Below are 19036 nucleotides of genomic sequence, written 5' to 3'. Positions count from 1 at the left end.
GGATTTATCCGCGTTACGTGAGCGGCTCGCTGATCTCGATCGCTCGCAGGGCCGCCGTCAGGGCCTGCTCGTCACCCACGTCCAGTGCCGTGTCCGCGAACTTGATGACGTGCTCGTCGCCGTGCGCCAGGGCCCGCTCGAAGACCTCTTCGGGGGCGAAGGTGCCGGGTGCGGTGTACGCGACCGGGGCGTCCGGGGCGTACATCGAGGTCACGGCGGCCGATGCCGTCCACGCGGCGTGCAGGCTCGGCACCCACAGGGTGCGGGGGAGCGCGGGCAGGGCGCGCAGCACCGCGTTGGGCGCGGTCGACGCGTGCACCAGCATCGTCTCCTCGCCGTGGCCGTGGGTCGCGTACCGGTGCGTCGCCGCACGCACCAGGTCGGTGAGCGCGCGGTGCGCCTCGTCGGGGTCCGTCACGCCGGACGCCCACTCGGGGAGGCCCGCGACCCGGCCGAGCCTGGCGGGGAAGCTGCCGCTGTCCCTCTCGGTGATCGGCTCGACGGCGTCCAGGGCGGCGGCCGCGGTGCCGGGCTTCTGCGGCAGGGGTGCGATGCCGGTGACGGGGTGGTGACGGGCGGCCCAGTAGCCGAGGCCGTGGGCGAGTTCGGCGATACGGGGTTCGGTCTCGTCACCCGGTTCGCTCGCGAGGAGCGTGCGGACCGCGTGGCCGACCCGGATCACCGGGTGCATGGAGCCGCCGTACATACCGGGCAGCAGACGAGGCCACCACTCGGCGAGGACGTCGCGCCACGGGCGTTCGCCGGTTCCGGTCTGCCTGCCGAAGTACGCGATCCAGTCCGCCGCGCGCCGCGGATCACCGAGGGCTTCGCGCCAGTTGTCCCCGGTGACCGGCTCGACCGGGCTCGGGAACTCCTCCAGCTTCGGCGCGTACAGATCGAGCCAGCGGTGGACCGCGCCGGACCGCCCGTGCGCGGCGAGCGCCTCGACGGCCATCGGGGCGTGGTTGGTGAGGCGTCCCAGGCGCTCGGGGCCCGAGGTGTGCAGGCGCTGGAGGGCTTCGTCGAGGGTGCCCGCGGGATCGGCTGTGGGGTCGCCTGCGGGGTCGCTTGTGGGATCGGCTGCGGTGTCGGCTGTGGCGTCCATGGGGGCACGGTAGGCGGGGTGCCGGTGGGGGCGTAACGGCCTTGGGGATTAGGGCGAGCCCAGGCTCAGGACCTAGGACTCTGCTCGGGACCTAGGACTCTGCCCGGGACAGCGGGCCGATGGGACGCTCGTACCAGGCGACGTCCCAGTAGCGGCCGAACTTCCGGCCCACTTCTTTGTACGTGCCGATGTGCCGGAAGCCGAAGCGTGCGTGGAGGCGGGCCGACGCGTCGTTCGGCTGGGCGATCCCGGCGTAGGCGCGGTGCAGGTCTTCGCCTTCCAGGGCCTCGAAGAGCGCCTTGTAGAGAAGCGTGCCGATGCCGCGGCCACCGGTGTCCGGAGCGCAGTAGACGGTTACTTCCACTGAAGTGGCGTACGCGGGCTTCGCTCGGAAAGGGCTACTGGTGGCGTAGCCCAGGATGCGGCCGGAATCCCGCTCCTGGGCAACCTTCAGGCGGTGAGGGCCGTCTTCAGGGTGGGAGAGCAGCCAAGGGCGGCGCTCTTCCGGCAGGAAGACGGTTGTGTCGAAGGTGATCGCCGTCTCACGTACATAGTGGTTGTAGATGTCGGTCAGCGCCCCGAGGTCCGCCTCCGCGCCCGGCCTGACCTGCACCTCTGTACGTTTCGACGGCATCTGGCCTCCCTTTGTGGCGGCACAGGGTACTGCAACGCCAGGAAAATAGATGCGCGGCTTGGGAATTCTGTCCGGATTCCAGTCGTTGTTTCCATCGGAAGCAGGGCACCCGGAAGGGTGTGGTTTCCACCACAGAGGCCCGGTCCTTGAGCAGGGCCGACCAGGACAACCATCGCAAGGGAGCACGCATGGCAACCCGTGCCGTCGCCCGTCGTAAGTCCGCCGCCTCCGGCGAGACCGACGGGGCACGCAGTGTTCGCGCCGTAGGCGGGGAGATCGCCGACCGCGACCTGGTCGGCATGTACCTCGACGAGATCGCGCGTACACCGCTGCTCGACGCCGCCAAGGAAGTCGAGCTGTCCCAGATCATTGAGGCGGGTGTCTTCGCCCGCAAAATAATCGACGGCGAGGTCGAAAGCTCCGGCGCGGGCGCGAAGGCGTCCCGCGAGGAGCTCGACACGCTGGTCGCCGATGGCGAGCGGGCGAAGGATGTCTTCATCCGGTCCAATCTGCGGCTCGTCGTGGCTGTGGCGCGCCGCTATCCGAGGAGTGGTCTGCCGCTCCTCGACCTGATCCAGGAGGGGAACGCGGGCCTGGTGCGCGCGGTCGAGAAGTTCGACTACGCCAAGGGCTTCAAGTTCTCCACGTACGCGACATGGTGGATCCGTCAGGCCATCACCCGCTCCATCGCCGACCAGTCCCGCACCATCCGGCTCCCCGTCCACCTGGTGGAGGAGCTGGGGCGGATCCGCCGCGTCATGCGTGAGTTCAACCGCAAGCACGGACGCGACCCGGAGCCCGAAGAGGTCGCCGCGGAGCTCGACTCCACTCCGGCGCGGGTCATAGACGTCCTGGACTGGGCGCGCGACCCGGTCTCGCTCAACATGGGCGTGGACGACAGCGGCGACACGCAGTTCGGTGACCTCCTCGAGGACACCTCCGCGGTCTCGCCCGAGCAGTCCGTCCTGACGCTGCTGCGCAGCGAGGAACTGGACGACCTGATCGGCCGCCTCGACCAGCGCACGGCCTCCATCATCAAGATGCGGTACGGCATCGAGGACGGCCGTGAGCGGACGCTGACGGAGGTCGGCAAGCAGCATGGTCTGACGCGGGAGAGGATCCGGCAGATCGAGAAGCACGCGTTGCTGGAACTGAAGAAGCTGGCTCGGGACACGGGCTTCGACGCGGCGGCCTAGGCGGCCTGCCTTACGGGTCCCTCATAGCTGACGGGTCCCCTGTAGCTGAGCCTCGGTGCCATCCCCCCCCGGCACCGGGGCTCTTTTTTCGTTTCTCTTGCGGGTGGGGTGGGGGTTCTTTCCCGCGCTTCGCGCGGATCTTTCCCACCCACCCACCCATTACCCCGGGGTAATCGGGTGGGTGGGAGACCTCCGCGTGAAGCGCGGGACAGTTCTTTCGCGCGAAGCGCGGGCCCGCATCCAGCGGGCCGCGGTGGGGCGGCTGGCCCAGGGGGACCCACCCTCACGCCCCTGCGGCCCGGGTCAGGCGGGAGCCCAGCTCCCGTAGGGACGTCACCAGTTCCGGGGGCTCGTGGGCCGTGAAGGGGCAGCCGACCGTGGCCAGCCGGACCGCCAGCCATTCGACGGAGTCCGTCACCGTCGAGCGGAGGCGGCACCTCGTGGCCGTCAGCGCCTCCGGCGTGCCAAGACCCGCGGGGAACATCGCCGCGATGGATTCCGCGGACGCCTCGAACGTCACGTCGATCGCGTACGACGGCTGCCCCCGCCACATGGACCGGCGGATGAACTCCGCCGCATCCCCCGTCGGCAACTCCCGCGGAATGAAGCGCGCGCCCGTCGCAAAGGGCGTCGACACCCGGTCCACGCGGAACGTGCGCCAATCGTCGCGGTCGATGTCGTACGCGACCAAATACCAGCGCCGCCCCGTCGACACGAGGCGGTACGGCTCCGTCAGGCGGCGGGACTCCGTGCCGTCCTTGGCGCGGTACGCGAAGCGCAGCCGTTCCTGGCCCGCCGCGGCGGACGCCATCACCGTCAGCGTCTCGGGGGCGATGCTCGCCCCGTCCCCGCTGGTGAGGGGCGTGGTGGCGATCTGGAGCGTCTGGACCCGGTGGCGCAGGCGGGACGGCAGGACCTGCTCCAGCTTGGCAAGGGCCCGGACCGACGCCTCCTCGATCCCCTCCACCGCGTGGCCCGCCCCCGCCCGCAGGCCCACCGCGATCGCCACCGCCTCCTCGTCGTCCAGGACCAGCGGAGGCATCGCCTTGCCCGCGACCAGGCGGTAGCCGCCGGTCGCCCCCTGGCTCGCCTGGACCGGGTAGCCGAGGTCCCGCAGCCGGTCGACATCGCGCCGCACCGTACGGCGGCTGACCCCGAGCCGATCGGACAACTCCCCGCCGGGCCACTCCCGGGGAGTCTGGAGGAGAGACAACAGCTGGAGGAGCCTTGCCGGGGTGTTCGGGGTGTTCGGGGTGTTCGGAGTGTTCGGCGTGCTCGGAGTGTCCGTGCCTGGCGTCGTCGTCATGTCGTTCAGGATGCTCCTCATCTAGGACATGATCTGACCTATATGGCTTCTAGTCTCCTCTCATGACTTACAGCAGCCCCGCCACACCACCGCCCGGAACGGTCGATGCCGCCGACCGGCGCCGCTGGCTCGCACTCGCCATCGTGATGACCGCGGCCTTCATGGACCTCGTGGACGTCACCATCGTCAACATCGCGATCCCGTCCATCCAGGAGAACGCAGGCGCCTCGTACAGCCAGATCCAGTGGATCACCGCGGGCTACGCGCTCGCGTTCGCGGCCGGGCTCATCACCGGCGGGCGGCTCGGCGACATCCACGGGCGCAAGCGGATGTTCCTGATCGGGATCGGCGGCTTCACGCTCGCCTCGGCCCTCTGCGGCTTCGCCGCCAACCCGGAGATGCTCGTCGCGTCCCGGATCCTCCAGGGCGGCATGGCCGCGATGATGGTGCCGCAGGTCCTGTCGATCGTGCACGCCACCTTCCCCGCGCACGAGCGGGGCAAGGTCTTCGGGCTCTTCGGGATGGTCGTGGGGCTCGGCGCCGTATCGGGGCCGCTGCTCGGCGCGCTGCTGACCCAGTGGAATCTGTTCGGGCTCGAGTGGCGGCCGATCTTCCTGATCAATCTGCCCGTCGGTATCGCGGGGCTGATCCTGGGGCGCAAGTTCATCAGTGAGTCCAAGGCGCCGAAGGCCCTCAAGCTCGACCTCGTCGGCGTCGTCCTCGTTACGCTCGGCATGTTGATGGTGCTCTACCCGCTCACCCGTGGGCGGGAGTTGGACTGGCCTCTGTGGGGTTACGCCATGATGGCGGGCGGACTCGTCGTCTTCGGCGCGCTCATCGCGTACGAGAAGGCGAAGGCAGCCAAGGACGGTTCGCCGCTCGTGGAGCTTTCCCTGTTCAAGGTGAAGAGTTTCGCCGCGGGCATCGCGGTGCAGACCGTGTTCGGTATCGCGATGGGCATCTTCTTCCTGGTCTGGACGATCTATATGCAGACGGGGCTCGGCTGGAGCGCGCTGCGGGCCGGCACGACCGGGATCCCGTTCTCGATCGGCGTCTCGGCGGCGGCCGGTATGTCCGTGCAGCTGCTCGTGCCGCGGTTCGGGCGCAAGGTGTTGCAGGGCGGCGCGCTCATCATGGCGGCCGGAGTGCTGCTCTACATCTGGGAGGCGGACCGGTACGGCGCGGGCATCGCGTCCTGGCAGATGGCGCTTCCGCTGGCCGTGATGGGTGCCGGTATGGGGTTCATCGTCGCGCCCCTCACGGACGCCATCCTGTCGGACGTGCCGCGTGAGCACTCGGGCTCCGCGTCCGGGCTGCTCAACACCGTGCAGCAGATGGGTACGGCGCTCGGGCTCGGCCTGGTCTCCGTGGTGTTCTTCGGCATGATCGACGAGAAGGCGGCGCGGAGTGAGGTGCCCCTGGAGATCGCGGGCGCGTTCCAGAACTCGCTGTGGTGGGTCGTCGGTGTGCTCGTCGTCATCTTCCTGCTGATGTTCGCCCTGCCGAGCAAGGCGCGACAGCATGTCGAGGGCGGCGATGAGGTGTCTGAGGAAGCCGGTGAACTGCCGGAGCGGGAGCAGCGGGAGCCCGCGTTGACTCCCTGAGCGGTGTCGGATCGGCGGGTGCGGCCCGGGTGGAGCCTAGAGCTCTGCCTGGGCCGCTGCCGTGTCCAGGGACTCGAGTACGGCCTTGGGGTTGCCGCCCTTCATTACGGCGGGCCCGATCTCCTTGCGGATGGCCGCCCGTACCGTCGGCCACGACCGCAGGCTGACCGGCTGGAACCGCGCCTGCGGCATCTGGTCGATGAACTTCCACAGTGGACGCTGTGCCGCGTCCGCGCGCAGCGCCGCCGATGCGGAGCTGGTCACCGGGAGTGCGGTCTGGCCGCCTCCGTACGCCTTCGCCGACTTACGGCCGTAGAGGTGGCTGAGGAACTGGCCGCACTCCGTGACGTGGCCGTTCTGCTTGAACGCCATCAACCAGTCGCTCAGCCCAACCGGGGCCGCGGCCCCGCCCCGCCGCGCCGGGAACGCGGCATGGGCGTAAGGGAACTTGACCTTGTCCGCGGCGCCCATGAGCACCGGGTGCGCGACCAGCATCCCGATATGGCCTCGCATGAACTGCGCGTACGCCGCTGTCCTGTTGAGCCCCGCCGGGTTCGCGCCCGCGAGCCCCTTCGCCACCAGCTCGTCCCGGATCCAGGTCAGCGTCTCGGTGTTGCCGGGGGTGGCGAAGTCGTAGCCGCTCAGGGCGGAGTAGCCGCCTTCGTCCGCGAGCAGCCAGGAGAGGGTCTCGTCCTCGGCCGCTTCGGGGCCCAGTTGCAGGCCGTACGGCGTCTTCACGCCGATCCCCTTCAGGGCCTGGGCCGCCGACCGCAGCTCGTCCCAGGAGGTGGGGGCGCCGCTGATGCCGGCCTGCTTGAAGAGGGCCCTGTTGTAGAAGAGGCGCGGGGTGCTGGCCAGGAACGGGATGCCGTACTGGATGTGCTTGACCGATCCCGCCTCGGCGTACGACCGGGTGAAGTCGGCCTCGGTGCGGATCTCGAAGAGGTCGGACGCGCTGTAGAGCTGGTCGTCCTCGGCGTAGGGCGCGAAGACGTTCGACTGCGCCATGTCGGGTGCGTTGCCGTCCTTCACGCGGCGGGCGAGCGTCCGGTCGAGCTTGTCGAAGGGGACGCGCTCCAGGGCGATCTTGACGGTGGGGTGCGTCTTCTCGAAGGTGGCGACGAGGCCGCCCCACTGGTCGCCGATGGAGGAGCCGACACTTTCGTCGTAGCTGGCGACGAGGAGGCTGAGGGTGGTGGTGTCGCTGCCGGATCCGCAGGCGCTGAGGCCGCCAAGGCCCAGTGCGGAGGCGCCGGTGAGACCGGCCGAGCGGAGAAGGAACTGCCGACGGCGCACTGCTGTTGCCACCTCTTGGTTGTGCTCGTGATCGTGCTCTTGGCCGTGCTCGTGATCGTGCTCTTGGTCGTGCTCTTGGCCGTGCCTCGTGGTTGTGCTCGGACGACGGTGGCAGATTCTGCCATACAGGCATGACATGCCTTGAGGCCCGCTGGCATAACCTGCCTCGCATGCCCGGAAGTTCGCTGACCGACCGTCGTAAGGCCGAGACGCGCCTGGACATCGCCCGCACGGCCGCCTCGCTCTTCATCGAGAACGGGCTCCGCGCCACCCGCGCCGAGGACATCGCCCGCGCGGCGGGGGTCGCGCCGCGTACCTTCTACCGCTATTTCGCTACAAAGGAGGAGGCGGTCGCGCCGCTCTTCGCCGCCGGTGCGCAGCAGTGGGCCGAGGCGGTGCGGGGGGCGCCTGCCGGGCTCTCCGTACGGGATGCGCTGCGCCATGCGGCGGCGCGGGCGCTGGTCCCTGACGGGGATGCGGAGGCGTTGGAGTGGGTGCGGTCGTTGCTGCGGATGGCGGGGGAGAGTGCGGCGTTGCGGGCGGTGTGGTCCGACGCCTGCCATGCCTCGGAGGAGACGCTGATCTCGGTACTCGCCGAGCGGGAGGGTGGCGTCGGCACTCCCTCGCCCTCGCCCTCTGCCTCGCCCTCGCTGGAGCTTCGTCTTGTGGCGGGGGTCGCGAGTGCGGCGGTGCGGGTGGCGGTGGAGACGTGGGCTGCGGGCGACGATCCGGCTGAGGGCCCGGCCGGCCCTGCGGCTCTCGCTGTGGTGTGCGTGGACAGGCTTGAGGGCTTCCGCTGGCCGTAGGTGGGGGTGCCTGCGGCGCCTGTGGCTCGTTGGGTGGGGGTTGGCGACGCGGCATCGGTCTGTCGGTGGCAGCGGGGCCGCGCCGGTATGTCCGTCCTCGCCATCACGGTCTGAGCGTCGGGCTTCTTCGGTTCTGGAGTTCTGGGAACCGTGCTCCGGGCGGAAATACCGACACGACCCCGCGGGTCCGCTGCCGACAGCGGGTGCATCGGAGCCGAGCCCCCACGGCAGGGGCGTGTTCACTGCGGGGCAATCGGGATGGGGTCCCCCCTGCTCTTTAAGAGCTTGGGGGAGGGTGGGAAAGCCTGTTCGGCAAGGTTGAAGGGCGTGCGCCTTGCTTATGCGGGTGGAAGTCCGTTTGGGTCTGTTGGATGCCCGAGCTTGTTTACTTTGGTGGAATGCGGCCGTAGCATCCGGGGTGAACCCACAGACTCGGGCATACGCGGAGGCGACATGTACGCACCGGAGCGGCAGCAGGAGATTCTCCGGCTGGCCCGGGATGGGGGGCGGGTTGATGTCCTGTCGTTGGCCGAGGCGTTTCAGGTCACCGCCGAGACCGTCCGGCGCGACCTGAAGGCCCTTGACCGGGCCGGTCTCGTACGGCGAGTGCACGGCGGTGCCATCCCCGCCGGGCGCCTCGACTTCGAGCCCGACCTCGCCGAGCGCGAAGGCACGGCGGCCGACGAGAAGGACCGCATCGCACGCGCAGCGCTCGCCGAGCTGCCCGCCGAGGGCAGCGTCATCCTCGACGCGGGCTCGACCGTCGCCCGGCTCGCGGACTCCCTCCCGCTGGAAGCGACGTTCACCGTCGTCACACACGGCCTGCCCATCGCGGCCCGCCTCGCCGATCACCCCGGCATCCAGCTGCACCTCATCGGGGGCCGGGTCCGCAGCCGTACGCGCGCGGCCGTCGACGCGTGGGCGCTGCGGGCGTACGGAGAGATCAGGGCCGACGTGCTCTTCGTGGCCGCGAACGGCTTCTCCGCCGAGGCCGGTCTCACCACCCCCGATCTCGCCGAGGCCGCCGTCAAGCGCGCCGCGATCGGCGCGGCCCGCCGGGTCGTGCTCCTCGCGGACTCCACCAAGCACGGGCAGGAGCACTTCGCGCGCTTCGGTGATCTGGGCGACGTGGATCTTCTGATCACCGACAGCGGGCTCAGCGTGGAGGATGCCGCCGCGATCGAGAGCGGCGGCACCGAAGTGATCCGCGCATGAGCGGCCAGAGCATGAGCAAGGAAACGGTACGTACTCGCATGATCCTCACCGTCACCCCGAACCCCTCCCTCGACCGCACCTACGAGGTCCCCTCGCTGGACCGCGGCGAGGTCATCCGGGCCACCGGCGAGCGGATGGATCCGGGCGGCAAGGGCGTCAACGTATCGAGGGCGGTCGCGGCGGCGGGTGCGGCGACGCTCGCCGTCCTGCCGCTCGGCGGCGCGCCCGGCGCGCTGGTCGCCCAGCTTCTGGACGAGCAGGGCATCGAGGTCGCGCCGGTCCCGGTGGCGGGTCAGACCCGTTCCAATATCGCGGTCGCCGAGCCTGCCGGCACGCTCACCAAGATCAATGCGCCGGGTCCTGAAGTGACCGCGGATGAGGCTGAGTTGCTGTTGTCCGTGGTGCGGGAGCGGTCCGGCGGGGCCGACTGGATCGCCTGCTGCGGCAGCCTGCCGCGCGGTCTCGCGCCCTCCTGGTACGCCGAGTTGGTGGCCCGCGCACATGCCGCCGGAGCCCGGATCGCCCTGGACACATCGGGACCTGCGCTGCTCGCCGCGCTCGCCGAGCGGCCGGACGTCGTCAAGCCGAACGCGGAGGAGCTCGCCGAAGCGGTCGGCCGCCCGCTCGCCACCGTCGGTGACGCCTTGAAGGCCGCCGAGGAGCTGCGGGAGCTTGGCGCACGTGCCGTGCTCGCCAGCCTGGGGGCGGACGGTCAGCTCCTGGTCGACGCGTCGGGCGCGTACTTCGGCAGCGCCCAGGTCGACGCCGTACGCAGCAACGTCGGCGCCGGTGACTCCTCCCTGGCCGGTTTCCTCATCGCTGGAGGCACTGGGGCCGACGCCCTGGCCTCCGCTGTCGCGCACGGCGCCGCCGCGGTCCAGCTCCCCGGCAGCGCGATGCCGACCCCGTCCGACCTGGCCCCGGCCGCGGTCACGGTCACGACGGACATCCCGTTGAACCGCGTACTGACGGAGCCGGCGTCATGACCCGCACCCCTGTCCCCCGCATCACCCGTCCCCACCCCGCCCTCCGGGCGATACGCGTGCGAAGGAGCCCGCGATGAGCGAGATGATCACCGCGGAACTGGTCGACCTCGAAATCGACCGGTCCGCCGGAACCAAGGAAGCGGCGGCCCGTGCCCTCGCCGAGCGCATGGTGGCCCTGGGCCGGGTGACCGATCTGGAGGGGTTCCTCGCCGATGTGGCGGCCCGCGAGGCGCAGATGCCGACCGGCCTGGACGGCGGCATCGGCATCCCGCACTGCCGCAGCGCCCACGTCACGGAGCCGACCCTGGCGTTCGGCCGATCGGCCGACGGCATCGACTTCGGGGCGCCGGACGGGCCCGCCGATCTGATCTTCCTGATCGCGGCGCCAGAGGGCGCTGATGATGCCCACCTGGCCATTCTGTCGTCGCTGGCACGGCAGTTGATGGACGAGGAGTTCACGAGCGCGCTGCGGGGGGCCGAGGATGCGGAGACGGCGACGGACTTGATCCGGGGTAATGGTCGGGCGGGTGGGGAATCAACAGAAGAACCCACCGACCCGCACCCGAGAAACGACCCACCCCCGGCGGAGCCGTTCCGCATCGTGGCGGTCACCTCCTGCCCCACGGGCATCGCCCACACCTACATGGCGGCCGAGTCCCTCGAGAACGCCGCCCGCGAGGCAGGCGTAGAGCTGACGGTGGAGACCCAGGGGTCAGCGGGCTTCACCCGCATCGACCCGGCGGTCATCGCCGCCGCCGACGGCGTCATCTTCGCGCACGACGTTCCCGTACGGGAGAAGGGCCGGTTCGCCGGTAAGCCCATCGTCGATGTGGGGGTCAAGGCAGGCATCAGCAAGCCCGCCGCGCTCATCGCGGAGGTGCGGGAGAAGGCCGCGCGCGGTGAGATCACCGCGGGCGCCGGGGCGAGCCCCGTCGACCACGCGGGCGAAAGCGGCGACGGCTACGGCACCAAGCTGCGCAAGTGGCTGATGTCCGGCGTCAGTTACATGGTCCCGTTCGTCGCCGCGGGCGGCCTCCTCATCGCGCTAGGGTTCGCCATCGGCGGCTGGAAGATCGACAAGGCGCCGTCCGTCGCCGAACACTTCGCGTGGGCGGACTCCACCAGCTGGGCCGCGCTCCTCTTCCAGATCGGCGGGCTCGCCTTCGCCTTCCTGGTGCCGGTCCTCGCGGGCTACATCGCGTACGGAATGGCCGACCGGCCGGGTCTGGTGCCGGGCTTCGTCGGCGGCTCCGTCGCCGTCACCATCAATGCGGGCTTCCTCGGCGGTCTCGCGGCGGGCTTGATCGCGGGTGCCGTCGTCATGGGCATCCAGCGGGTACGGATTCCAGCCGTCCTGCGCGGCATCATGCCGGTGGTCGTGATCCCGCTGATCTCGTCCGCTGTCGTCGGCTTCCTGATGTTTCTCGTCATCGGGAAGCCCATCGCCTCGTTGCAGAGCGCCCTCACGGACTGGCTGGAGGGTCTGTCCGGCGCCAACGCCATCGTTCTCGGCGTGATCTTGGGCCTGATGATGTGCTTCGACCTCGGCGGCCCGCTGAACAAGGTCGCGTACGCCTTCGCCGTCGGCGGTCTCACCCACCCGACCGACGGCAGCCTCAAGGTGATGGCCGCGGTGATGGCCGCCGGTATGGTGCCGCCGCTCGCCATGGCTCTCGCCACGACCGTCCGTGGCCGGCTCTTCACCAAGACCGAGCGCGAGAACGGCAAGGCGGCCTGGTTCCTCGGCGCCTCCTTCATCACCGAGGGCGCGATCCCGTTCGCCGCGGCCGATCCGCTGCGGGTGATCCCCGCGTCGATGGCGGGCGGCGCGGTCACCGGCGCTCTGTCGATGGCCTTCGACTGCACGCTGCGGGCTCCGCACGGCGGCATCTTCGTGGTGCCGCTCATCGGGCAGCCGCTGCTGTATCTGGTGGCGATCGCGGCTGGAGTCGGCGTCTCGACCGTGGCGGTCATTCTGCTCAAGGGGGCTCGGAAGACGGCTCCTTCGGAGGGCGTCGCCGCGGACGGGGAAGCCGTGGAGGAGGCCGAGCGGGTCCCGGTCGCGGTCGTCTGAGCCCCTTCTCAGTCTTCCTGAGTCCTTCCGCGGCTGGCTGTTCGGGCCCTATGGGATGGGTTGTGCGACATGCGTCACTTCAGGACGTAAGTCCCATGATTCCCCTGTCGGAAGTCCCGGAACGTGTTGTCTACTGTGCGTCATGCTCCAGAATGTCTCGATCCCCCAGCAGATAGGCGTGGCCGTGCTCGCCGCCGCGACCGTCGTCTGGGCCGTGGGCCTGATGCGGGTGCTACGGCGCGACCGGTTCGATGTGGATGTCTGGCCCCAGGCTCAGGCGCTGCGCGCGCTGCCCGCGCAGACGGGTCCGCCGCGCACCGAGACGGTGGAGCTGACGGCGGACGAGCGGGCCGCTTTCGCGGGTCTTGTACGGCAGTTCGGCGACGGCCGCTAGCAGCGGTCGTCGCCTTTTCTGCGTCCCCATCGTTAGTGCCGGTGCCTGACGTGGCGCCTGCGCTTACTTCGTGCGCTGCCGCGGGATGCTCCGCGCGCGCTGCTCCATCGCCGCGCGGGCCGAGTCCTCGCTGGCGTACACCTCGCACCTGTGCCGCTTGTCCGGCGTGACCGTGTGCTCGACCTCCCAGAGGCTGAGCTCGCTGCCGTCGAAGAGCAGGAACGCGTGTTCGTAGAGCGAGAAGCAGAGCCGGGCCTCACCCGCCAGGCGGGGGCGGCCGAAGGCCTGCGTGATCTGGTGCGCGAACGCCGAGCGCAGCAGCCGCTCGATGTCCTCGCCGGGCCGTCCCGCGTCCATCGTGTTCTCCGCGCGGCGCAGCAGCCTGCGCGCGTGGTCCGCCGAGTCGTCGGGGACGTACGTGTGCCGGGGCTCGTACTCGACCGGGAGCTGGAGCACGACGGGCTGCTCGCAGGCGCCGGCGGGGGTGTCGGGCGGGAGCGGCAGGCGCGAGGTGGCGACACCGGCCTCCTCCTCGTCCGCGTACAGCTCGTGCTGGGCGTGATGGCCGGGGCCGGTGTTGTGTACGAGCTCCCAGAGGGTGAGCGCTCCCGCGTCGGCGAGCAGCCACGTGTGCCGGTACGTCTCGCGGTGCAGGCCCGCGCTGTGGTGCGCGGAGTGCAGCGAACTGTCGTACGCCAGGGCGGAGTCCAGACGGCGTATCGTCTCGTCCGGCAGGTCGAAGGAGTTCAGGGCGCGGCGAAGAAGCCGCTCGAGATGCTCCTGCGGAGAGTGCGGGGGCGTCTGCTCGGGCGACTCGGGTGGTTCGTACGCGGTCTCGTACTCGTACGGAACGCTCAAGGTTTCTCCCGGCGTTGCTGCATGTCACCTGGTGAGTGCATACCGTAGCCCCTGCGTCGGACATCATGCCCGGGAACGGGAAAACGTACGAGCCGCACGGCAAGTTCCCGTGCGGCTCGTGGTGTTGAGGGGGCTGCTGACTAGCCTGCGCTGCCCGCGGTCCACTCGCTCCAGGACATGTTCCAACCGTTCAGGCCGTTGTCAGGGGCGACGGTCTTGTCCGGCGAGCCCTTGACCGTCACGACGTCTCCGATCAGGGAGTTGTCGTAGAACCAGGCGCCCGGCGTGCTGGAGTCGCCCGCGCCCTGCGCGTCCTGGAGGCCGACGCAGCCGTGGCTGGTATTGGAGCTGCCGAAGATCGAGGGCGAGCCCCAGTAGTTGCCGTGGATGAAGGTGCCGGAGGACGAGAGGCGCATCGCGTGCGGGACGTCCTTGATGTCGTACTCGCCGCCGAAGCCGACCGTGGAACCATTCATCCGGGTCTGGGTGAACTTCTCGGCGATCACCATCTTGCCGTTGTACGTGGGGTTCGACGGGCTGCCCGCGGAGATCGGGATGGTCTTGATGACCTTGCCGTCCCGCTCGGCCGTCATCTTCTTGGCGCCGACGTCGACCGTGGAGACCTGCGCGCGGCCGATGGTGAAGGTGACCGTCTTGTTCTGCACGCCGGTGGCGCCGTCCGCGCCCTTCACGCCCTCCAGGTCGATCTTCATCGTGACCTTGGAGCCGGCCTTCCAGTACTCCTCGGGCCTGAAGTCGAGGCGCTGGCCGCCGAACCAGTGGCCCACGATCTTCTGGCCGCTGTCGGAGGTGACCTTGATGTGCGACTGGACGGACTGCTTCTCGGTGATCGCCTTGTCGAAGTTGAAGGAGACCGGCATACCGACGCCGACCTTGGAGCCGCCGTCGGGGGTGTAACTGCCGATGAAGCTGTTGGCCTTCGAGACCGTCGTGAAGATCGAGTTCTCGGTCGCTTCCTTGCCCTTGGCGTCCTTCGCGTCAGCCGTGATCTTGTACTTCATGCCGCGTTCCAGCTGGGCCTTGGGCTTCCAGCTCGAACCGTCGGCGGAGAGCGTGCCGTCGACGGCCGCGCCGGTGGAGACCAGCGTCATCTTCACGTCGGTCAGCTTGCCGCCCTTGACCTTGACGTCGGTGGCGTTGATGGAGGCGCCGGTCGAGCCGTCCTTCGCCGAAATGGTGATGTCGGTGCCCTTGAGCGTGGACTTGCCGTCCTTGCCGTCGCTGTTGGCGTCCGCGTCGCCGCCGCAGGCCGTGAGGGCGAGTGCACCCACGGCGGCGAGCGCGGTGGCCGCGAGGAGAGTGCGTCGCCGAGGCTCGGCTATGTGCGACGTTGTCACGGGCTGCTCCATCTTTGTGCGAAGTGCGCGTTCTGAGTGAGTACGAGTTAAGAGCGGCCTGCGGGCGGAAAGGTTCCTTCCGCTTGGTGTGAGGGCGGGCACATGGGCGTGCCCGCCGGTGGCTCAACGGGCTGTGCTGTAGAGGTCGGTGTAGGAGGGGAAGCTGCCGCCCGGTGTCTCCACGGATTCCGCGGCGAGGAGCGCCCGCACGATCGCGGTGGTCACCAAGTCCGCGCCCGCCGCGAGGATCTCGTTGAGGGCGAGCGGGTTGTCGGAGGCCAGGGGGTGCTCGCCGGTCGCGAGGGCGAAGACGGTGTCCCCGTCGTTGAGGAGATGGACGGGGCGCACGGCGCGTGCCATGCCGTCGTGCGACGTACCGGCGAGCTTCTGTGCCTGGGCCTTGGTGAGTTCGGCGTCCGTGGCGACCACGGCGAGGGTGGTGTTGAGCGGCGGCGGGCCGTTCTTGGCGGCGGCTTCGGCCAGGCGGCGCCGGGCCTCCTGGTGGACCTCGGGGGCGGGGTGGGCGACATGCCGCCCCTCGAAGTACCGCCCGTACAGCGCGCCCGTCTCCGGATCGACCCCCGAACCCGCGGCGTTCGCCACGACGAGGGCGGCGACCGTGATCCCCGAGTCGAGTCTGACGCTCGCGCTGCCGATGCCGCCCTTGACCTTGCCGACCACGGCTCCGGCGCCCGCACCGACGTTCCCTTGCTCGACGGGGGTGAAGGGCTTGGTGCCCGCGGCGGCCTCCACCGCGGCGTGGCCCGTCATGGCGTCGGGGCGCGCCGTGAAGTCGCCGCCGCGGCCGAGGTCGAAGACGCAGGCCGCCGGGACCACGGGAACGACGTGGGAGGGATCGGGGCCGACCCGCACGCCGCGGTGCTGCTCCTCTAGCCACGCCATCACGCCGGTCGCGGAGTCCAGGCCGTACGCGCTGCCGCCGGTCAGCACGACGGCCTCGACGCGCTGCACCAGGTTGCGTGGGTCCAGGGCGTCCGTCTCGCGGGTGCCGGGGCCGCCGCCTCGCACGTCCACGGCCGCCACCGCGCCGCCCGCCGGGGCGAGCACGACGGTGGTGCCGGTGAGGTGCCCCGGATGAGTCGGCGCGGTGAGCGTCGCGTGGCCCACGCGAAGGCCGGATACGTCGGTGAGGGAGGTGAGGGAATCGGAGGTGGTCATACCGAACTGCGTATCACGCGTGGAGAGTTACGTATGGATACGTGCCGACGGATACCGGCTGATGGATACCGGCCGATGGATACGTGCCGATGGATACGTGCCGATACGTGATGCGATTCACGCGCGGCTGTTCACGCACGGCGAGCCGCCAGGTTGGTGAGCGTCACGCCGGTCGCCACGGTGGCCGTCGCCACGAGCCCCGCGACCAGGACCGCCCAGCTCCCGGCGAACGTGCTCGCCAGAGTCGCCAACGCGGCCGTCGGCAGGACGAGTTGCTGGGCGACACCCACCTTGTAGTAGCGGGAGTGCAGCAGCCACACGGTGAAGAGATACAGCGCCATCGGAACGGTCACCGCGGCGGACGCCGCGAGCGTCGAGATGTGCGCCTTGCCGACGGCCTCCTCGACGGCGACCTCGATACCGGCGCCGATCGCCGCGGCGGCGCCGAGGATGAAGTAGTGGCCGTAGCCCCACAGGAAGGCCTGGCGGTTGGCGCTCAGGCGGCCGTGGATCGGCACGACGAAGTAGATCCACCAGGCGGCGAAGACCATCAGGAGACCGCCCGCCCCGATGGGAAGCAGCTCGCCGAGCGCGTCGTTCTCGTCGATGCCGGACTTCACGGCGACGGTGGCCGCCGCGATGGTCTCGCCGAGCACGATGATGGTGAACAGGCCGTACCGCTCGGAGATGTGATGCGGATGCCAGGCCGTGGTGTACGCCCGCTCCGCGTACACCGGCACGCACATCTCGAGGACCGCCATCCCCAGGAACAGCCAGGACCGGCCGCCTTCGGGCAGGAACAGCAGCCCCGACCAGCCGATCTGACAGACCAGCACACCGAACGCGTACCGCAGCGCTGTGGCGCGCTCGGCGCCTGTGCTCGATCTGGCCACGCGCAGCCACTGGGTGGTGAGCGCGATGCGCATGATCAGGTAGCCGAGCCAGATGAGGAGGAAGTCATGCTCCTCGAAGCCCTTCGCGACCCCCGCGGCGAACACGAGCACACCGGCGATCTGTACGAGCGTGACCACCCGGTAGAGCACGTCGTCGTTGTCGTACGCCGACGCGAACCACGAGAAGTTGACCCACGCCCAGAACAGCGCGAAGAACACCATCGCGTAATTGAGCACGCCCTCGCCCGTGTGCCCTTCGGCGACCGCGTGCACGAGCTCGCCCCCGGCCTGCGCGACCGCCACGACGAAGCAGAGGTCGAAGAAGAGCTCAAGCGGAGTCGCGGCCCGATGCGCTTCCTCGCGCCCGCGGGAGCTGAGGGGCCGCAGGGTGGCGGATGCGGGAGGCGCTGGTGTCGGCTCGGGGGCCGGTGCGGACGTCATGGGGTCAGCACACCAGACGGCTTCCGCCGAAGCGCGCTGCGGCACCCAGCGGGTCGGCAGTGACACTCGGCCGCTGTACCGCCGGTGGTCCACGAGGCCTGAAGGCCCCCTGACTTTTGTGTCTTTGGGCTGGTCGGAGGGTGCCCTACGACTCTGCCCCCGAAGAGCCGCGCACGGGAGCGTGGAAATGTCAGGCCCCGGAGCAAGGTCGGGACCGGTAGCGAACTGGGAACCAATATGAGATCCCCCGCCTCTGCCCCTGCCGCTCAAGAAGCGCGGACCGCACCAGCGGGCACGACGTACGACGCCGCGCAGTACCGCCCCGGCAGGACCATCACCGACTGGGAGCCGGAGAACGAACTCTTCTGGAAGTCCATCGGCAAGAAGGTCGCCGCCCGCAACCTGTGGATCGCCGTCCCCGCACTCCTGGTCGCCTTCGTCGTCTGGCAGGTGTGGTCGGTCACGGCGACCAACCTGAAGGACGTCGGCTTCGGCTTCTCCACCTCGCAGCTGTTCTGGCTGACGGCCGTCCCCGGCATCACCGGCGGCACCGCGCGCGTCCTCTACACGTTCCTCGGCCCGATGATCGGCCAGCGCCGCTTCACCGCGCTCTCCACGATCGTGCTCGTCGTCCCGCTGATCTGGCTCGGCATCGCGGTCCAGGACCCGGACACCTCGTACGGCGTGATGGTCGCCATCGCCGCCCTCTGCGGTGTCGGCGGCGCCAACTTCGCCTCGTCCCTGGCCAACATCGGCTTCTTCTTCCCGAAGAAGGACAAGGGCAACGCCACCGGCATCAACGGCGGCCTCGGCAACCTCGGCGTCTCCGTCGTCCAGCTGGTCACCCCGATCGTCATCACCAGCTCGGTCCTCGCGGTCGGCTCGGCCCAGCACAAGGCGGACGGCACGCCCGTGTGGCTGCAGAACGCCGCGTTCCTGTGGGTGCCCGTCCTGGTGATCCTGGCCGTCATCGCGTGGTTCGGACAGAACGACCTGAAGGTCGCTTCGACCCCCTTCAGTCAGCAGAAGATCATCTTCAAGCGCAAGCACAACTGGCTGATGACCTGGCTCTACGTCGGCACGTTCGGCTCCTTCATCGGCTTCGCAGCAGCCCTGCCGATGCTCATCAAGACCACGTTCACGCCGATCGACGCGGCCTACTCCGCGGCGACGTACGCCTGGATGGGCCCGGCCGTGGGCGCGCTCGCCCGCTGGGCCGGCGGCTGGATCGCCGACAAGATCGGCGGCGCCAGGGTCACCATCATCTCGTTCGTCGGCATGGCGCTCTCGATCATCGGCGTGATCAATTTCTTGCCCTCCGGCGGCGACAGCGGCAACTTCTACGGCTTCCTCGCCTGCTTCCTGAGCGCGTTCTTCTTCTCGGGCATCGGCAACGGCTCGACGTTCCGCCAGATCCCGGTGATCTTCCGCGAACAGCACCTGAAGGGCCTGACGGAAGGCACGCCCGCGTACGCGAAGGCGCTGAAGCAGTCCGAGATGGAGGCGGGCGCCGTCACCGGCTTCACCTCCGCCATCGCCGCGTACGGCTTCTTCTTCATCCCGGCGATGTTCGCCAACTTCCCGGTCACCAGCGCGATGTGGGGCTTCGTGGCCTTCTACGCGAGCTGCGTCGCGGTCTGCTGGTGGTTCTACGCCCGCAAGGGCGCGGAGTCGCCAAGCTGACACCCCGA

At 69.7% G+C, this 19036-nt stretch carries 16 protein-coding genes; 8 read left to right on the top strand and 8 right to left on the bottom strand.

Annotated elements, in window-relative coordinates:
* Positions 1–13: 13 nt before the first annotated feature.
* Both ACGFSB_RS25140 and ACGFSB_RS25135 read right to left on the bottom strand, forming a co-directional pair.
* A complete protein-coding gene (locus ACGFSB_RS25140; RefSeq protein WP_393403346.1) occupies positions 14–1105 on the bottom strand; it encodes a questin oxidase family protein in 1092 nt (363 codons plus the stop codon).
* A gap of 91 nt (positions 1106–1196) precedes the next feature.
* Positions 1197–1739: a GNAT family N-acetyltransferase gene (locus ACGFSB_RS25135; RefSeq protein WP_393403344.1), complete on the bottom strand. Its 543-nt coding sequence runs from the start codon at positions 1737–1739 to the stop codon at positions 1197–1199.
* A 188-nt stretch (positions 1740–1927) separates the two neighbouring features.
* Here ACGFSB_RS25135 and ACGFSB_RS25130 point away from each other — a divergent pair, with 188 nt between their 5' ends.
* The gene (locus ACGFSB_RS25130) at positions 1928–2935 is read left to right on the top strand and encodes an RNA polymerase sigma factor RpoD/SigA (protein ID WP_393403342.1); all 1008 of its coding nucleotides are present in this window, start codon (positions 1928–1930) and stop codon (positions 2933–2935) included.
* Positions 2936–3218: 283 nt separating this feature from the next.
* On the opposite strand, the gene ACGFSB_RS25125 is transcribed toward ACGFSB_RS25130, so the two are convergent.
* Positions 3219–4241, bottom strand: coding sequence for a helix-turn-helix transcriptional regulator (locus ACGFSB_RS25125; protein WP_393403530.1), 1023 nt, complete (start codon positions 4239–4241; stop codon positions 3219–3221).
* 62 nt (positions 4242–4303) lie between these two features.
* On the opposite strand from ACGFSB_RS25125, the gene ACGFSB_RS25120 reads away from it, so the two are divergent.
* Positions 4304–5845: an MFS transporter gene (locus tag ACGFSB_RS25120; RefSeq protein ID WP_393403339.1), complete on the top strand. Its 1542-nt coding sequence runs from the start codon at positions 4304–4306 to the stop codon at positions 5843–5845.
* A gap of 36 nt (positions 5846–5881) precedes the next feature.
* On the opposite strand, the gene ACGFSB_RS25115 is transcribed toward ACGFSB_RS25120, so the two are convergent.
* Positions 5882–7153: an extracellular solute-binding protein gene (locus ACGFSB_RS25115; RefSeq protein WP_393403336.1), complete on the bottom strand. Its 1272-nt coding sequence runs from the start codon at positions 7151–7153 to the stop codon at positions 5882–5884.
* Positions 7154–7311: 158 nt separating this feature from the next.
* On the opposite strand from ACGFSB_RS25115, the gene ACGFSB_RS25110 reads away from it, so the two are divergent.
* From ACGFSB_RS25110 to ACGFSB_RS25090, 5 genes are all read left to right on the top strand, one after another.
* Positions 7312–7947 carry a TetR/AcrR family transcriptional regulator gene (locus ACGFSB_RS25110; protein ID WP_393403333.1) on the top strand — a complete coding sequence of 212 codons (636 nt, stop codon included), beginning with the start codon at positions 7312–7314 and terminating at the stop codon, positions 7945–7947.
* A gap of 453 nt (positions 7948–8400) precedes the next feature.
* Positions 8401–9162, top strand: coding sequence for a DeoR/GlpR family DNA-binding transcription regulator (locus ACGFSB_RS25105; protein ID WP_393403330.1), 762 nt, complete (start codon positions 8401–8403; stop codon positions 9160–9162).
* A 38-nt stretch (positions 9163–9200) separates the two neighbouring features.
* Positions 9201–10148 (top strand): 1-phosphofructokinase, encoded by a 948-nt coding sequence (gene pfkB / locus ACGFSB_RS25100; RefSeq protein ID WP_393403527.1) that lies wholly within the window; start codon positions 9201–9203, stop codon positions 10146–10148.
* 73 nt (positions 10149–10221) lie between these two features.
* Entirely contained in the window at positions 10222–12222 is a 2001-nt protein-coding gene (locus tag ACGFSB_RS25095; protein WP_393403328.1) for a fructose-specific PTS transporter subunit EIIC, read from the top strand.
* A gap of 142 nt (positions 12223–12364) precedes the next feature.
* On the top strand, positions 12365–12616 hold the full coding sequence (locus ACGFSB_RS25090) for a hypothetical protein (protein ID WP_393403325.1): 252 nt from the start codon (positions 12365–12367) through the stop codon (positions 12614–12616).
* A 63-nt stretch (positions 12617–12679) separates the two neighbouring features.
* Here ACGFSB_RS25090 and ACGFSB_RS25085 read toward each other — a convergent pair whose 3' ends face one another.
* The 4 genes from ACGFSB_RS25085 to ACGFSB_RS25070 all read right to left on the bottom strand — a co-directional run bounded on the left by ACGFSB_RS25085 (position 12680) and on the right by ACGFSB_RS25070 (position 17345).
* Positions 12680–13474, bottom strand: a complete 795-nt coding sequence (locus ACGFSB_RS25085; RefSeq protein WP_393403322.1) for a DUF6227 family protein — start codon at positions 13472–13474, stop codon at positions 12680–12682.
* Positions 13475–13614: 140 nt separating this feature from the next.
* Positions 13615–14844, bottom strand: a complete 1230-nt coding sequence (locus ACGFSB_RS25080; RefSeq protein WP_393403319.1) for an Ig-like domain-containing protein — start codon at positions 14842–14844, stop codon at positions 13615–13617.
* A gap of 111 nt (positions 14845–14955) precedes the next feature.
* Positions 14956–16011: a P1 family peptidase gene (locus ACGFSB_RS25075; RefSeq protein ID WP_393403316.1), complete on the bottom strand. Its 1056-nt coding sequence runs from the start codon at positions 16009–16011 to the stop codon at positions 14956–14958.
* Between the two features lie 131 nt (positions 16012–16142).
* On the bottom strand, positions 16143–17345 hold the full coding sequence (locus ACGFSB_RS25070) for a low temperature requirement protein A (RefSeq protein ID WP_393403314.1): 1203 nt from the start codon (positions 17343–17345) through the stop codon (positions 16143–16145).
* Positions 17346–17582: 237 nt separating this feature from the next.
* On the opposite strand from ACGFSB_RS25070, the gene ACGFSB_RS25065 reads away from it, so the two are divergent.
* Positions 17583–19028, top strand: coding sequence for a NarK family nitrate/nitrite MFS transporter (locus tag ACGFSB_RS25065; RefSeq protein ID WP_393403311.1), 1446 nt, complete (start codon positions 17583–17585; stop codon positions 19026–19028).
* Positions 19029–19036 lie beyond the last annotated feature (8 nt).

This window comes from Streptomyces sp. NPDC048441, assembly GCF_043200235.1.
Taxonomy (GTDB): domain Bacteria; phylum Actinomycetota; class Actinomycetes; order Streptomycetales; family Streptomycetaceae; genus Streptomyces.
This window is presented reverse-complemented; position numbering and strand designations above follow the sequence as displayed.

What these genes read in the sequence shown, in the direction of transcription:
- ACGFSB_RS25125 (WP_393403530.1), bottom strand. Translation starts at nt 4,241, where the DNA reads ATGACGACGACGCCAGGCACGGACACTCCGAGCACGCCGAACACTCCG.
- ACGFSB_RS25090 (WP_393403325.1), top strand. Translation starts at nt 12,365, where the DNA reads ATGCTCCAGAATGTCTCGATCCCCCAGCAGATAGGCGTGGCCGTGCTC.
- ACGFSB_RS25120 (WP_393403339.1), top strand. Translation starts at nt 4,304, where the DNA reads ATGACTTACAGCAGCCCCGCCACACCACCGCCCGGAACGGTCGATGCC.
- ACGFSB_RS25075 (WP_393403316.1), bottom strand. Translation starts at nt 16,011, where the DNA reads ATGACCACCTCCGATTCCCTCACCTCCCTCACCGACGTATCCGGCCTT.
- ACGFSB_RS25095 (WP_393403328.1), top strand. Translation starts at nt 10,222, where the DNA reads ATGAGCGAGATGATCACCGCGGAACTGGTCGACCTCGAAATCGACCGG.
- ACGFSB_RS25065 (WP_393403311.1), top strand. Translation starts at nt 17,583, where the DNA reads ATGAGATCCCCCGCCTCTGCCCCTGCCGCTCAAGAAGCGCGGACCGCA.
- ACGFSB_RS25070 (WP_393403314.1), bottom strand. Translation starts at nt 17,345, where the DNA reads ATGACGTCCGCACCGGCCCCCGAGCCGACACCAGCGCCTCCCGCATCC.
- ACGFSB_RS25140 (WP_393403346.1), bottom strand. Translation starts at nt 1,105, where the DNA reads ATGGACGCCACAGCCGACACCGCAGCCGATCCCACAAGCGACCCCGCA.
- ACGFSB_RS25130 (WP_393403342.1), top strand. Translation starts at nt 1,928, where the DNA reads ATGGCAACCCGTGCCGTCGCCCGTCGTAAGTCCGCCGCCTCCGGCGAG.
- pfkB (WP_393403527.1), top strand. Translation starts at nt 9,201, where the DNA reads ATGATCCTCACCGTCACCCCGAACCCCTCCCTCGACCGCACCTACGAG.
- ACGFSB_RS25110 (WP_393403333.1), top strand. Translation starts at nt 7,312, where the DNA reads ATGCCCGGAAGTTCGCTGACCGACCGTCGTAAGGCCGAGACGCGCCTG.
- ACGFSB_RS25080 (WP_393403319.1), bottom strand. Translation starts at nt 14,844, where the DNA reads ATGGAGCAGCCCGTGACAACGTCGCACATAGCCGAGCCTCGGCGACGC.
- ACGFSB_RS25135 (WP_393403344.1), bottom strand. Translation starts at nt 1,739, where the DNA reads ATGCCGTCGAAACGTACAGAGGTGCAGGTCAGGCCGGGCGCGGAGGCG.
- ACGFSB_RS25105 (WP_393403330.1), top strand. Translation starts at nt 8,401, where the DNA reads ATGTACGCACCGGAGCGGCAGCAGGAGATTCTCCGGCTGGCCCGGGAT.